At 60.0% G+C, this 15289-nt stretch carries 12 protein-coding genes; 8 read left to right on the top strand and 4 right to left on the bottom strand.

Going from position 1 to position 15289, the window contains the following annotated elements:
- The first annotated feature begins 35 nt into the window (after positions 1–35).
- The 7 genes from ACODSK_RS20490 (at position 36) to ACODSK_RS20460 (ending at position 10731) form a co-directional block, all read left to right on the top strand.
- Positions 36–899, top strand: coding sequence for an aldose 1-epimerase (locus ACODSK_RS20490; RefSeq protein ID WP_489018689.1), 864 nt, complete (start codon positions 36–38; stop codon positions 897–899).
- A gap of 50 nt (positions 900–949) precedes the next feature.
- Entirely contained in the window at positions 950–2230 is a 1281-nt protein-coding gene (locus ACODSK_RS20485) for an OprD family porin (protein WP_489018687.1), read from the top strand.
- A 41-nt stretch (positions 2231–2271) separates the two neighbouring features.
- Positions 2272–2409 (top strand): hypothetical protein, encoded by a 138-nt coding sequence (locus ACODSK_RS20480; protein ID WP_489018685.1) that lies wholly within the window; start codon positions 2272–2274, stop codon positions 2407–2409.
- A 446-nt stretch (positions 2410–2855) separates the two neighbouring features.
- Complete coding sequence (locus ACODSK_RS20475; RefSeq protein ID WP_489018683.1) at positions 2856–3872, top strand: alpha/beta hydrolase; 1017 nt, start codon at positions 2856–2858, stop codon at positions 3870–3872.
- A 149-nt stretch (positions 3873–4021) separates the two neighbouring features.
- Positions 4022–8074: a LysM peptidoglycan-binding domain-containing protein gene (locus ACODSK_RS20470; RefSeq protein WP_489018681.1), complete on the top strand. Its 4053-nt coding sequence runs from the start codon at positions 4022–4024 to the stop codon at positions 8072–8074.
- Entirely contained in the window at positions 8071–8592 is a 522-nt protein-coding gene (locus ACODSK_RS20465; protein WP_489018679.1) for an SMI1/KNR4 family protein, read from the top strand. The genes ACODSK_RS20470 and ACODSK_RS20465 overlap by 4 nt, the downstream gene beginning before the upstream one ends.
- A 1008-nt stretch (positions 8593–9600) precedes the next feature.
- A complete protein-coding gene (locus ACODSK_RS20460) occupies positions 9601–10731 on the top strand; it encodes an acyltransferase family protein (protein WP_489018677.1) in 1131 nt (376 codons plus the stop codon).
- A 73-nt stretch (positions 10732–10804) separates the two neighbouring features.
- On the opposite strand, the gene ACODSK_RS20455 is transcribed toward ACODSK_RS20460, so the two are convergent.
- From ACODSK_RS20455 to ACODSK_RS20440, 4 genes are all read right to left on the bottom strand, one after another.
- Positions 10805–11572 (bottom strand): SDR family oxidoreductase, encoded by a 768-nt coding sequence (locus tag ACODSK_RS20455; RefSeq protein WP_489018675.1) that lies wholly within the window; start codon positions 11570–11572, stop codon positions 10805–10807.
- A 23-nt stretch (positions 11573–11595) separates the two neighbouring features.
- Positions 11596–12663 (bottom strand): phosphotransferase family protein, encoded by a 1068-nt coding sequence (locus ACODSK_RS20450; RefSeq protein ID WP_489018674.1) that lies wholly within the window; start codon positions 12661–12663, stop codon positions 11596–11598.
- Positions 12664–12849: 186 nt separating this feature from the next.
- Positions 12850–13167, bottom strand: a complete 318-nt coding sequence (locus ACODSK_RS20445) for an SCP2 sterol-binding domain-containing protein (RefSeq protein ID WP_489018672.1) — start codon at positions 13165–13167, stop codon at positions 12850–12852.
- A 52-nt stretch (positions 13168–13219) separates the two neighbouring features.
- Positions 13220–13930: a histidine phosphatase family protein gene (locus ACODSK_RS20440; RefSeq protein WP_489018671.1), complete on the bottom strand. Its 711-nt coding sequence runs from the start codon at positions 13928–13930 to the stop codon at positions 13220–13222.
- Positions 13931–14129: 199 nt separating this feature from the next.
- Here ACODSK_RS20440 and sohB point away from each other — a divergent pair, with 199 nt between their 5' ends.
- Positions 14130–15149, top strand: coding sequence for a protease SohB (gene sohB, locus ACODSK_RS20435; protein ID WP_489018669.1), 1020 nt, complete (start codon positions 14130–14132; stop codon positions 15147–15149).
- The last annotated feature ends 140 nt before the right edge of the window (positions 15150–15289 follow it).

The raw sequence follows: 15289 nt of genomic DNA, 5'->3' as shown, positions 1-15289 counted from the left end.
CTTGTCGTGCCCGTTTTCGGGTAACGGAGGGTCTTATGCACGCTGTCGAACTGAACAATGCCATCTGGCAACTGAAGCTGCTGCCGGCCTGGGGCGGGCGTATCGCCGCCCTGAATGCCGAGGGGCTGGACCTGCTGCTGCCGATCAGCAGCGCGTCCTTCGATCCGCTGGACTGGCCGCGAGCCGGGGCCTATCCGCTGGTGCCGTATTCCAACCGGATCCGCAACGCACGGCTGGATTTCAATGGCATCGAGCACCGCTTGCCGGCGCATCCTGCGGCGCTGCCGCACACCCTGCATGGGGTGAGTCATACCCGGCCCTGGCAGGTGGTCGAGGTCGGCACGGAGAGGGCGCTGATCCGCTGCGACTACCAGGGCGAGCACTGGCCCTGGGCGTTTCGCGCCGAGCAGCAGTTCGTGCTCGACGGCAACCGCCTGCGGGTCACCCTGCGCCTGCTCAACCAGGGCGATTCGCCGATGCCGGCGGGCCTCGGGCTGCATCCGTATTTCCAGCGGCATCCGGGCATGCGGGTGGAGTACCGGGTCGGGCGCGAATGGCAGATCGACGCCGACTACCTCGCCACCGGCGAGCATCAAGACGCTGAGAAAACCCTGCGCATCGCCGCTGACAACGGCGCGTCACTGGCCCATTACCAGTCGCGCTGGGACGGCAAGCTGCGCATCGACTACCCGCAGGGCCGGCTCGACCTGCACAGCACCCTGGGCCATTTCGTCGCCTTCGCTCCGGCAGGGTCGGCGTACCTGTGCCTGGAGCCGGTGTCCCATCTGGCCGATGCCTTCAACCGCCCACGGACGCAGTGGGACGAGGTCGGCACCCATGAGCTGGGCCCCGGAGAAACCCTGGAAACCACCCTGGAGTTCATCTGGCACGGCCACTGAGCTGTGCCACGCAACACCGATCCATCACCCATAAGAAGAGAACAACAACAATGAAAGCATCCTCGTACGGGGCGGGCTTCGCTCGCTCGGCAAAACCCCTGACACTGCTGCTGGGCCTGGCGCCGCTGGGCGCCCATGCGGCGTTTTTCGAAGACGCCAAGGCCAACCTGACCCTGCGCAACTTCTACTACAACCACGACCTGCGCGACTCCACCAAGCCGTCGCAGTCCAAGATCGAGGAGTGGGCCCAGGGCTTCATCCTCAAGGGTGAATCGGGCTACACCGAGGGCACCATCGGCGTTGGCGTGGACTTCTATGCCGGTCTTGGGCTCAAGCTCGACTCTTCGCCGTCACGCAGCGGCAGCGCCTTGCTGCCGGGGGCCTATGACCGTGCCGGCGGTCCGCGCAACGCCGATCCGCGTTCGGTGGATGAATTCTCCGAAGCCACGGCGGCGGTCAAGTTCAAGTACTCGAAAAGCGAGCTCAAGGTTGGCGGCCTGTTCCCGAAAATCCCGCTGGTCAGCTCTGGCGATGCACGCCTGCTGCCGCAGTTCTTCGAAGGGGCGATGCTCGATGTGAAGGAGATCGACAACCTCGACCTCAGTGCCGGGCAGATGCGCCAGGTCAACCAGCGTGAATTCGCCGGCGCCCGGGACATTCAGGTGGGCAACTACTACAGCGTGTTCAGCGACCGTTTCAACTACCTCGGCGGCACCTGGCGGGCGACCCCGCAATGGTCGGTTGGCCTGTGGGGCGGGCGGCTGGAGGATGTCTACCAGCAGAACCTGGCCACCGTCACCCACACCCGCAAGCTCGGCGACTGGACCCTCGGCGGCACCCTCAACTACCTCGACACCGGCGAATCCGGCGCCGAGAAGGCCGGCAAGCTGGATAGCCGCATGACCTCCGGCATGCTCAGCGCCAACCTCGGCCCGCAGACCTTCCGCCTCGGCTACCAATACAACGCCGGCGACAGCGCGCTGCCGTTCATCCACGATACCGACCTGCCGGCGGCGGCCAACGCCGTCCAGGTGCTGCGCTTCGACCGCGCCCAGGAGCGTTCCTGGCAAGCCCGCTACGACCTAGACTTCGCCCCGCTGGGCGTGCCGGGCCTGGTGGCCTTCGCCCGCTACGTCAAGGGTGACAACTTCAAGGTTGCCGGCGAGGACGGAAGTGAGTGGGAGCGCAATATCGACATCACCTACACCGTGCAGAGCGGTCCGCTCAAGAACCTCGCCCTGCGCTGGCGCAATGTGCAGCTGCAAGGCGACGCCACCGGGCGCCGGGATGAGAACCGGGTGATCCTGGCGTACACCTTGCCGTTGTTCTGATCTGTCGTTTTGCAGCCGTTGTCCCTGTGGGAGATGCCAGGGTGGCAGGCAAGCAGATTGATTGCGCGCTCAAGAACTGCCCGGCCATCAGCGTCGATATCGATCTTGCTGGTCGGGTTGCTCTTGCGGGCCTCATCGCTGGCAATGCCAGCTCCAACAGGTTCCTGTGCCTGGCCTGAATCCTGCGGCTGGCCCGGAACCTTGTGGGAGTCGGCATTGCCGACGATGAGGCCATCAGCCTCGACATCGATCCTGCTGGTTGGGTTGTTCTTGCCGGCCTCATCGCTGGCAATGCCAGCTCCCACAGGTTCCTGTGCCTGGCCTGAATCCTGCGCCTGGCCCGGCACCCTGTGGGAGCCGGCTTGCCGGCGATGAGGCCATCAGCTTCAACATCAAACTTGCGGGTCTGTGTTGTTCTTGCCGGCCTCATCGCTGGCAAGGCCAGCTCCCACAGGTTCCTGTGCCTGGCCTGAATCCTGCGGCTGGCCCGGCACCCTGTGGGAGCCGGCTTGCCGGCGATGAGGCCATCAGCTTCGACATCGATCCTGCTGGCGGGGCTGTTCTTGCTGGCTCCATCGCTGGCAAAGCACCCTCGACACAACGATATTTTCTATGGAGACCCTTCATGACCTACACGCTCGACCCCGACATCCAGGCGTACGTCGACGCCTGCAAAGCTTTCGTCCCTGTCGATGACAGCCTATCCGCCCGCCGCGACGCCTTCCTGCGCGCCTGTCGGGCCTGCACTCCCGCGGCTCCAGCGGGCTGGGCCATCACTGACATCCGCCTCGACGGCGTGTGCCTGCGTGTCTACAAACCTGCCGGTGAAGTGCCTCAAGGCGGCTGGCCGACGCTGCTGTACCTGCACGGCGGTGGCTGGGACCTGGGCAACCTCGACACCCACGACTGGTTTGCCCATGCCCTGGCGCAGCGGGTCCCGGTCGCTATCGTCGCAGTGGAATATCGGCTGGCGCCGAAGCATAGCTACCCGGCGCCGCTGCAGGATTGCCTGGCGGCTTGGCACGGTCTAAGGGCAGGGCGGGTCGATCCAGCATTGAGCCGTGAGCGGTTGGTGGTGGCGGGCGACAGTGCCGGCGGCACCCTGGCGGCAGGGTTGTGCATGGCCCTGCGTCGTGACGGGCAGCCGCAGCCGCTTGGGCAGGTATTGGTATATCCGGTGCTCACTGCACGCGATCATCTACCGTCGATGACCGAGCATGCCGATGCGCCGCTGCTGACGGTAGCGGGGCTCAAGCGTTCGCTGGCGGGTTATGTACCTGATCAGCGCGACTGGCGGGATCCTTGTGCCATGCCTTTGGAGGCGGAGGATTTCAGCGGGTTGGCGCCGGCGTTCATCGCCGTTGCCGGGGTGGATCCGTTGCGTGATCACGGGATGGCTTATGGGGCGGCACTGCGTAGGGCGGGGGGCGAGGCTGAGGTCGATGTGGTCGAAGGCCTGGTTCACTCAGGGCTACGCGCTTTCGGCGTGGAGCGGGTGGAGCGGTTGTGGGATCGCCTGGGAGAAACCATCTGTCACCAACTACAGCTACGACCACAACAACCAGGTACTCAGCGAAACCCTGCCGGAAACCGACATCCTGCGGGAGAACGGCACCAGTTACCGGGCCAGCCTGATCCATGAAAAGCGCTATGACGTGCGCGGGCTGCTGGTCGAGGAAGCGGACCTGATCAGCACCGGAGGCGGGGTGCTGCGTACCCGTCAGCACGCCTATAACCAGGCGGGGCAACTGGTACGGGATATCGATGCCCTCGGTGTGTCGCGGTTACGCGATGGATGCCAACGGCAACCGGGTCGGGACCAGCGATGCGGCGGGCATCGTCACCTTCGACGAATACGACGCGCTGGACCGGCATACCGTCCACGGCATCGTGCGCAATGGGCAGCGGGTCATCCAGCAGGTCAACCAGTACGACCAGGCCGGGCGGCTGTATGCCGAGATCGAGGGTGCGGCGTCGCAGGAAGAGACACTGGCCAGCGTTGCACAAGGCAATTATCAGAGTGTGGTCACCGGGGTGGCGGGCAACACCCGTTTCAGCCTGTTCGACGAGCGCGGCAATATCGTTGCGACCCGCAATGAATCGAAGATCGAGAAAACCTTCGTGTTCAACGAGGCCAACCGCAAGGTGAAGGAGATCGATGGACTGGGCAACAGCCTGACCTGGACCTACAACGAAGGGGATTACGGGCGGCTGGTGTCGCACAAGGACCTGGGCAACAGGAACTTCAGCTATGTCTATAACGGGTTTGGGCAAGTAACGGCGGAGAACTCGGACAAAACGTATTTGTACTACGGTAATGGCTTGTTGAAGTCGATTGTGATTACCTCGGGTCAGCAACGGAGTTTTCAGTCGAGTTACGCCGAATATAACGAGCAATGGCAGCATATCAAGACCTCGACTTACTCCTACGACCTCCAGGGTAACAAGGTCAATGATGTGCTGGCGTCGTATATCAACTGGTCCACGGACGTGGGTGGGAACAGATCCGGTGATGGAAGTACCCGCCAGGAAACCCGATACAGGTTTGACGAAGCAGGGCGCCTGGCCAATGCCAATGCACTTGCCGGAAGTTTTGCTTACGGGACGGGGACTTTTAACTTTATTGAGGGTTTTTCAGACGACGGATATGGATATGGATACGGATATGGGGATAGCAATAATTTCCATTACTCGCTAGGTAATACGACCTACATCAATCTTTCCTACCAGTTCGATGAATATGGCAACCGTCGACGGTCGAAGATGGAATCTGCCCAGCCCAATGGCTGGCAGGCGAATGTCGATAACTGGTTCAAATATGACCTCGCTGACCGAGCTGTCGTCGTGGACGGCTACCTCGACAACGGTGCAATCGTGGCCAATGCGCTCCAAGGCTACACCCTCAGCTATGACGCTGCGGGTCGGCGTACGGGTACTGAACGCTGGATCCAGGATTACTGGGGGCAAGCGGTCTATGAGCGCTATGAGTACACCTATAACGATCAGAACCAGGTAGCGAGCAGAACGATCAGGCATCTCTACAGGTCGTCCTGGGCGAACTCGAATGCTGCCGTGCAATCCACAAGTGCTGTTTACCTCGACCAGCTCAACAGCTATGACGACCGCGGGCGGGTTATCTCGCAAACCAGTTACAAGGAGGGTGTGGCACAGAGCACGGCATACTCTCGTTATCGTGGCGATAACCAGAAAATATCGGAGCTGACCTACGGCTACAGCTATGGCGTCGAGTATCTGGCCCAGGGCAATTATTTCGGCGAAGCGGGGATGTTCGACGCGGCAGGCAATCAGACCCGCTACCGCTTCGCAACTTTTAACACTTCCGGGGTCGCCACCCAGGCAGGTGACTACAGCACGGTCTATGCCGGATTTGAAACTTACAAGGCGTTGCAGCTGACCGCGACTGCAAGTGGCATGGATCCGGGTGTTACCAGTTACGTTTACAGCGACAGAGGCGATCTGCTGCACCTGAGTTCCGGCTTAAAGGGCACGTTCCGCAGGTTTGCCGTGGATGGCGAGTCGCGGATGATCGGTGTGGAGGATGCCTACACCGGCAGGGCGCAAATCTACCTTGGTTACCAGAACGCGGCGCTGGCCAATGCCGGTGGGCTCTCGATCGCCACGATCAGCAACACTCTGGAGGCGATCTCGGATAACTACCCGGCCCAGGCGCCGAGCAGCTATGTGGTCAACCAGGGCGACACTTTGGAAAGCATTGCCCAGACGGTCTGGGGCGACCGCAGCATGTGGTACCTGATTGCCGACGCCAACGGCAAGGATCTCAGTGAAGCGCTGGTGGCGGGTAGCAGTCTGAAGATCCCCAACGTTGTCAGCAGTAACCGTAATGATGCGACGACGTTCAAGCCGTATAACCCGAATGAAGTTATTGGCGATGTGATTACACCGCCGCAGCCGCCTAAGCCGAAGAAGAAGAAGTGTAATGCGGTGGCTTCGGTGGTGATGGTGGTGGTTGCTGTGGTTGCGACGGTTTTAACCGCTGGAGCTGCCGCTCCGCTCTTGGGGGGTGTGGCGACAAGTATGGGGCTGAGTGTTGCAGGTACCGCCATCGCGAGTGCGGTAACGGCGGTTTCATGGGGAATTGGAGCTGCGGTGGGTAGCTTGGCATCACAGGCTGTCGGCAAGGCAATGGGGGTAGTGGACCACATCTCCTGGAAGCAGGCTGCTGTAGCAGGTCTCACTGCTGGGGTGGCGAGTTGGGCAGCTCCAGCGTTGGGAGCGGTGCAGAGCGCTACCGGCAGCACTATGCTTCGTTACGCTGCGCAAGGTGCTCTCGTCTATGGCACCAACTATGTTGGCAGCAAGATAGTTGGCCTAGACACGTCGTTCAGTTGGAAGAACATGGCGGCGTCGGCAATCGCCTCGGCTGTCGCGGGTGAGCTTTATGCCGACGACGGGTTCATGGGGAGCGTAATTCGTGGTCAGGCAAGTGCGCATACTTCTGCCTGGATGAGAGATAAGTGGTTTGGTGGTGGGCGACCGGATTATGGTCAGGTGGCGGTGGATGCGTTTGGGAATGCGTTGGCTGATTATATAGTTGGTGAGATTTCGACGCAGGCGAAAGATAAGAAGCAAACCAAAGATAAGAAGCAGGTGCTAGATGATTTAAAGCACTGGGTAGATAAGCCGAAAATTGGTGAGGGAGTAAATCCCTTTCACAGCGCTTCTGACTCTGCAAGAGATTTTAATAGTCAACTCCAGCTCGCCTCTAATGGAAGCGCTGTGCCAGTTTCACGCTCGGATGTAGCGGGGGTTGTGGATCCTGGAGCCGTGGCTGAATATAGGGAGTCTGGGTGGTTTAATGTTGTTTCGCAGTTGACGGAAGATGAGTACTTTGGGCTGAAGTATGTACGGGGTTCAGGGGGCGGCTTGAGCTCGTATTCTGATGTTCCAACTCTGCCAGAGGTTGATCCGGCTACAGGGAAGTATGTGCTTTCGCCCAAGCCTCAGTGGAGCTTGGGAGGGCGGCTGGAGGAGTTTTATAATGACTACTCCATAATTCCTTATATAGCTTCGAACGGTGACAGAGGACATGACTCTTTAGCAGAAGTGATAAATCTCGTTTCTGGAGTGATGAGCGGCGGTAGACTTGCGCTTGGGGCAGTTGATGAAGCTCTAATTTGGGCGGGGTTAGGAGGTATTGATCGTCTTCCATTGGTTGGAGGTGCACCTCAAGTAGTAGTTCGTGCGGAGACTATGGCACTGAAGCAATTTGGCAGTGCCATCGGAGATGGGGGGAGCGCTGCGGTAATGCTTCCACTCGTCTTGCGTGCAAGAAAGGTCGATGAAAAAGTCCTAGAAACGGTAACTCTATCTACGGAGCGAGCAGAGACAGCAGAAAAACTAATCAAGGCTGAAGAGGCGCTGGTAGTCAAGACTTATAGTGGAAGCATACATGACATTGAGTTTGTAGGGCCATTTCCTCGTGATATGGGGCCTGTCTGGATTAAGCCAATGCCAGGAATGACCCAAGTCGAGCTAGATCAAATTAACGCATATATAAAACTAAGCAATGACGCTGTTCTGGCAGGCGTGCTTTCTCCAACAGGTCGAGTTTCTACCAAAGGTGCCTTGAGGTTTGATGCATCTCGACAGGCCATGCAAGAGCGAAAAGCGGGATTGCTGGCTGGGACCCCATATGTTGGTCACGTCGGGCATGTTCCAGATACCACATGGATGGGGACTCCAACACCTTATGCTTGGCTAGACCTATCACCTCGTGTAAATATGAGCCTCGGTGGCCAGGCAGGTGGATATCCGCTTGGCTATAAACCAACGATATTTGTCTTTGATGGTGGGTTGCCATGAATTGGCCAGAGGAAATTGTCAAGCTTGTAATGGTTAAGCAGGCGTTGGCTAGTGTTGACGAAGAAAAACTGTTTCCTTTTAATCTTCCTGCGTTAGCGGCTACAGATGAGTCTATTCAAGCAGCGGAGAGCGTTTTGAAAATTAAGCTTGATGGGAAATATATCGAATTTTTAAGGTTCGCCAACGGGTGGCCAGGGTTAATTCACTCGGTCGATTTGTTTGGTACGGATGATTTAATTGGGAGTGAAAAGATGATTGCTGCTCGGGCTATGGTTAGCTATTTGGATGATAGCGTCATAACGTCTGTCGGCTATCATCGAGATGGCTTGTTACCAATTGCCGCAGCTCAATCTGATAAAGATATTTTTGCTATGGCTTTGCCATCGACAGGTAAGGCGGGCGAAGTGTTATGGTTTGCAGGTGAGCTTGTAGAGAAATTTGTTGATTTTAATGAGTTTTATTTGGCCATGGTTGATTATAACCGAGCTGATTTGGAGTTTATGAGCAGGGCTAGTTAGGGACGGGGCGAAAAAGGGGACATGGCGAAAAAGGGGACGAAAAAGGGGGGCGGATTTGAATGGCACTTACTTAACATGCTTCGGGTGCCGATACTTGCTGATCTCCGCCTCTGCTGATCGACGTAGGTTGGTCAGCAGGGTGGCGCGCTCACGCACAACTGCCACCAAGCACGAACCTGTAGGGCCGCACGCGCGGCCCGCCAAGCAAGCCTCTTATTCTCCCGTTCGCGAACAAGCCACTCCGTTACGCAACGCCTCCGTCAACGCCTGGCAGATTTCCAGCGATTGCCAGGTCGCCCATGCCTTGTCCGCCAACGGCCGCGAAAGCATGTCGCAAGCTGCGCATTGGTTTCGAAGGCTGAAGTGAGGGCCGCGGAGAGATGCGCCAGAGCATCTTCGATATCGGCGTCCGGGCACACAGCGAAGATATGGGGATGGGCGCCAGCACAGGTGCCGAAATGAACGTTGGCCGTTTTGCGACGAGGAGGATGGGGTGTCAGCTTTTTCATGGTGTTCGTCTCCGTGGAGGGATGAAACGCCACTGACCAGCCGTCAAGCAGGAGGGTGGCGACTGTGCGTGGGTTGACGGACCGGTCCACAGAGATAACCCGGCGCGCCCGAAGGCGCCCACACGCACAGCTGCCATAGCAACCAGCGCTCCGTGAAGTCGGTCCGTCAAGACCGGTCGTTGATTTTTCAGCGACCGGCGAAGACTAGGAGCCGATTTCCAGGAGCGCAACGGCTGAACAGGCGGAAAAGTATGCTTGGGAAATTGCCTACATAAAAGTCGGATATTGGTGAGGTGTTGTAGGCCAATACAGCATCAGTCGTACGCTTTTTATGCCAGCGGTATCAGAAGAGCGAATCCTTCGGCACTTTCCCGATTGGCGTCCAGATCACCCTGGTGCTGTCTCAACGATGCCAGTAAATCTCTGGCAACCCTCGCCCCAATCCCCCACAATCCACGGCTTTTCCTACACAAGCACCACCCTGAACGGAGAGGCCGGAGTGCCACAACAGTCAGAAGTTCTATCGCTTACCGGCCTGAGATTCGTCTCGGCGTTCTACGTGTTCCTGTTCCACATTCATATGCGCTGGCCGCTGACTCAGGAACCGTGGCTCAAGGGCCTGCTCGATGTCGGGGCGGTGGGCATGAGCGTGTTCTTCATCCTGTCCGGCTTCCTGCTGTGCCTGAAGTACCACGCCATCGAGGGGCGGGTGGCGGATTACTTCGTCAACCGGCTGGCGCGGATCTATCCGATCTATTTCGTGGCCGGGCTGGTGACTTTGCCTTGGCTGAACATTCCTCTCGGCGAAGGCCTGGAGGCGAATCTGATGGCGATCTGGAAGATGCTGTTCATCTTCGTCGCCAACCTGTTCGTTATCCAGGCGTGGATCCCGCCGCTGTTCAGCCATTGGAACAACGGCGGCAGTTGGTCGATTTCGGTGGAGATCTTCTGCTACTTCCTGCTGCCGCTGATCATTCCCTTCCTTGCCAGGCTGCCGCGCAAGGGCGTGATCGCGGTGCTGGCGCTGACCTACCTGTTCGGCCTGATGTTCAGTCTGGCCGGCAAGCTGTATCCCAGCTACGGGATACCGGTGTTCTACGCCATGCCGATCTTCCGCCTGCCGGAGTTCATCGTCGGGGTGTGCGTCTGTCTGTTGTTGAAGGACCTTGGTCGCGTGCGCGGGTTGTGGCTGGCGCAGTCGCTGCTGATCGCCCTGCTGTGCTGGTACCTGGGCAATTACGCAGTGGCCATGCCGTACTACGTCGGGCACAACTGGCTGGTGGTGCCGGTGATCGCGTTCGTCATCGGCTCGCTGTTCCTCGGCGGTGGCCCGCTCGATTGGTTGCTGTCGCGGCCGCTTTTCGTCTGGCTGGGCAAGATCAGCTATTGCTTCTATTCATTCCAGGCCCTGGTGCTGCTGTTCCTGATCGACCACCACGATGCCTTGGTGGCGCGTTTCCCCGTGTTCAACGATAACCACATGTTGGCCTTGGCGGCCTTCGTGGTGCTGACCCTGCTGTCGGCGCTGGGTTTCTATTTCATCGAAGAGCCGAGCCGCAAGTGGGTGCGGCGCAAGTGGAAGAGCCGGGGGCAACGAGAGGTCGGACAGCCGGTTGCCGATCCCGCCTGACCGGCCCTGATGGCCTTATCGCTGCATGGGTATCTGCATCTGCAGCGATAGGGCCCCTGAGGTCAGCGGAGAGTCAGGACAGGAACCCGCCATCCACATTCAGCGCCACGCCGGTGGTGTAGCTCGACGCATCGCTGGCCAGGTACAGCACCGCACCGGCCATTTCCTTCGGATCGGCCACGCGCTTGAGCGGGATCTGTTGCAGCGCGGTGTTGAGGATGGCGTCGTTCTTCACCAGCGCCGAGGCGAACTTGGTGTCGGTCAGGCCCGGCAGCAGGGCGTTGCAGCGGATGCCGAACGGCGCGCATTCCTTGGCGAACACCTTGGTCATGTTGATCACCGCCGCCTTGGTCACCGAGTAGATGCCCTGGAATACCCCAGGCGAAACCCCGTTGATCGAGGCGACGTTGATGATGCTGCCGCCACCGTTGTCGCGCATCAGCTTGCCGGCTTCCACCGACATGAAGAAGTAGCCGCGGATATTCACGTCGACGGTCTTCTGGAAGGCGCCCAGGTCGGTGTCCAGCACGTTGCAGAACTGCGGGTTGGTCGCCGCGTTGTTGATCAGGATGTCCAGGCGCCCGAACTCTTCGCGGATGCGGGCGAACACCGCGCCGATCTGCTCCATCTCGCCGATATGGCAGGCGATGGCAGTGGCCTTGCCGCCAGCGGCGACGATGGCCTCGGCAACCTGCTGGCAACCGTCCAGCTTGCGGCTGGAGACGATCACATGGGCACCCTGCTGGGCCAGCAGGTGGGCGATGGCTTCGCCGATACCGCGGCTGGCCCCGGAAACGAAGGCGATCTTGCCGTCGAGGTCGAACAGTTGGGTCTTGGACATGGCGGGTTCCTTGTTGTCGTTCTTCAGAGGCTGGATTCGGCGATGACTTTGAGGCTCATCTGCTCCAGCAGCTTGTTCATATGAATGAATTGGGCGAAGCGCTTGTCCTGGGTCTGGCCGTGGTAGAAGCGGTAGTAGATCTGCTGGACGATCCCGGCCAGGCGGAACAGGCCGTAGGTGTAATAGAAGTCGAAATTGCTGATCTCGATCCCGGCGCGCTCGGCGTAGTAGTCGACGAACTGGCGACGGGTGAGCATGCCCGGGGCATTGGACGGCTGGCGGCGCATCAGTTGCACCGGTGCCGGGTCGTCGGCCTCGATCCAGTAGGCCAGGGTGTTGCCCAGGTCCATCAGCGGGTCGCCAATGGTGGTCATCTCCCAGTCCAGCACGCCGATGATGCGCATCGGGTTGTCGGCGTCGAGGATCACGTTGTCGAAGCGGTAGTCGTTATGGATGATGCCCGGGCGTGGGTGGTCGGCCGGCATCTTGTCGCGCAGCCAGGCAATCACCGCTTCCCAGCGTGGTGCGTCGGGGGTCAGGGCTTTCTCGTAGCGAGTGGCCCAGCCTTCGATCTGGCGCTGGACGTAGCCATCCGGCTTGCCCAGGTCGGCGAGGCCGACGGCGTGGTAGTCGACCTGGTGCAACTCCACCAGGCGGTCGATGAAGCTCTTGCACAGCGCTTCGGTGCGCGCCGCGTCGAAGCCCAGCTCCGGCGGCAGGTCGGAGCGCAGGATGATGCCCTTGACCCGTTCCATCACATAGAACTCGCCGCCGATCAGCGACTCGTCGGTGCAGTGCACGTAGGCTTTGGGGCAGTAGGGGAAGCCGGCGTTGAGCTGGTTGAGGATACGGAACTCGCGGCCCATGTCATGGGCCGATTTGGCCTTGCTGCCGAACGGCGGGCGGCGCAGGACGAACTCGCGCTGCGGGTAGCTGACCAGGTAGGTCAGGTTCGAAGCGCCGCCGGGGAACTGGCTGATCACCGGGGTGCCGTCGAGGCCAGGGATGTGGGCCTTCAGGTACGGATCGATCAGGGCGGAGTCGAGCTCCTCGCCGGGGCGGACCTGGGTGGACTGATCGGTGAGCGACATGCCTTTTCCTTATTTTGGTAGCCATGGAACATTGGCTAATCTAATTCTCGCGTCCGGACCTGCCAAGCAGCGACACGCCTTATTGGCGCGGGTGTTGCCGGTCGATCAACGCTCCTGATGCATGTTGGTGGCGAAAAAAAACCGAAGCGGATAAGCGCTTCGGTTTCTTCGTCACGGGCGTTGTACTTACGCCGGGAACAGCTCGCTGAGCTTCATCGACAGCATCATGTCGCCTTCGACGCGCAGCTTGCCGCCCATGAAGGCCTGCATGCCGTCGGTTTCACCGCTGACGATGCCTTTCAGGGTTTCGCTGTCCATGACCAGGGTGCAGTTGGCGTCCGGGTTCTCGCCTTCCTGCAGGTCGCAGGTGCCATCCTTGACGATCAGGGCGTAGTGCTTGTCTTCATCGGTGATGTTGAAACCGAAGACCAGGTCCAGGCCAGCAGCGGCGCCTGGATTGAACTTGGCTTTCATGGCTTCAACGGCTTTGGCGACTTCGCTCATGGTGTTTTCCTTATTGAGTGGTTTCAGTGACGCAGGGTCGTTACACGCCGGATCATCGCCAGGTGACGAGTTCCGGCACCCTCATCAGCCGCACATGGGCTTGGCTGTTGAAGGAGGCCAGGGTCACCTCGATGCCGCGGAATTTCAGCTGGCTGAGCGAGGTGTTGATGATCTGCCAGTTCAGCTCGAAGGCCTGGCTGGGACTGATGCCGAGAATGCGGTGGAGCAGGGCGGCGATGGTCCCGCCCGAGGTGAAGATGGCGATGTTGTCGCCGCTGGCGGCCTGGTCCAGGACGCGCTGCAGGCCCTCACCGGTGCGCTGGACGAAGGCCGCCCAGCTCTCGATGCCGTCGCGGTCATGCTGGCCGCCGTGCCAGCGCTGCACGAGCAGGGCGAACAGGCGCTGGAACTCGGCGCGGTGTTCGCGGGCATTGCGCAGTACGTTCAGGGCTTCGGGTTCTTCCGGGAGCAGTGCGGGGAGCAGGGCGCGGATCACCGCGTCGGCATCGAATTCGTTGAAGGCGGGGTCGGTTTCCACCTCGGGTACCTTGGCGCCGTCTTCCTGCATCACGTCGAGGGCAAGGCGCGCGGTGTCCTGCTGGCGCCGCAGGCTACCGGCGATGCAGCGATCGAAGCGGGTGCCGAGCTGGACCAGGTGGGCGCCCAGGGCTTCGCTCTGGCGTTTGCCGACCGTCGACAGCACGTCGTAGTCGTCGCAACCGAAGGAGGCCTGGCCATGTCGAATCAGGTAGATGCTGCCCACGTCGTCTGCCCGGGGAAATAGGATTTGGCGAGGTTAGGTTGCCGCCAGCGCAGTGTCAACGAAAAAACATACAAGCGTTTGAAAAGAGCGTTTGAACTGTGGTGCCAGACATTTCCTACGCTGGCGAGGGCAGGTTGTCGCCGGTATGCTTCACTATCGTTTTTCGCGCCATGGCGGCGCAGTTCAACAAGGAGTAATCGTGGAGTTTCTTGCAGAGTACGCAAGCTTTCTCGCCAAAACCGCGACCCTGGTGATCGCCGTGCTGGTTGTCCTTTCGGCCATTGCCGGCATGCGCGGCAAGGGCCGGCGCAAGGCCGGCGGGCAGTTGCAGGTCACCCGGCTCAATGAGTTCTACAAGGACCTGCGCGAGCGCCTTGAAGCCGGGTTGCTGGAAAAGCATCAGCTCAAGGCCCTGCGCAAGCAGCAGGCCAAGGAGCAGAAGAAACTGAAGAAAGCCCCGGCGGACGAGAAACCGCGGGTCTTCGTGCTGGATTTCGACGGTGATATCAAGGCCTCGGCCACCGAGAGCCTGCGCAATGAAATCACCGCGCTGCTGAGCCTGGCGACACCACGGGACGAAGTGGTGCTGCGTCTGGAAAGCGGCGGCGGCATGGTCCACAGCTATGGCCTGGCCGCTTCGCAACTGGCGCGTATTCGCCAGGCTGGCGTGCCGCTGACCGTGTGTATCGACAAGGTCGCCGCCAGCGGCGGCTACATGATGGCCTGTATCGGCGAGCGCATCGTCAGTGCGCCATTCGCCATCCTCGGCTCGATCGGTGTAGTGGCGCAGTTGCCCAACGTCAATCGCCTGCTGAAGAAGCACGACATCGATTTCGAAGTACTGACCGCCGGCGAGTACAAGCGCACCCTGACCGTGTTCGGCGAGAACACCGAGAAGGGCCGGGAGAAGTTCCAGGAAGACCTGGATGTGACCCACCAGTTGTTCAAGGACTTCGTTTCGCGCTACCGGCCGCAGTTGCATATCGACGAAGTGGCGACCGGTGAGGTGTGGCTGGGCGTGGCGGCGCTGAACAAGCAACTGGTGGACGAACTGAAGACCAGTGACGAGTACCTCAGCGAGCGGGCCCGGGAATCGAACCTGTATCACCTGCATTTTGCCGAGCGCAAGAGCCTGCAGGAGCGGGTAGGGCTGGCGGCCAGTGGGGCGGTGGAGAATACCGTGCTGGGGATCTGGAGCCGGATCAGTCGCTGGAAGTGATCCTTCGGGCCTCATCGCTGGCAAGCCAGCTCCCACAGGTTCAGCGGTGCACGCGATCCCTGTGGGAGCTGGCTTGCCAGCGATAGGCATAGGTATCTACACAACTTCAGATCAGCCATGAAGCCACAGGCCGCCGAGTA

It is taken from the genome of Pseudomonas sp. FG98 (genome assembly GCF_057808595.1).
The sequence above is the reverse complement of the archived record's forward strand: the minus strand, read 5'-3'. Positions and strand labels throughout refer to the sequence as shown.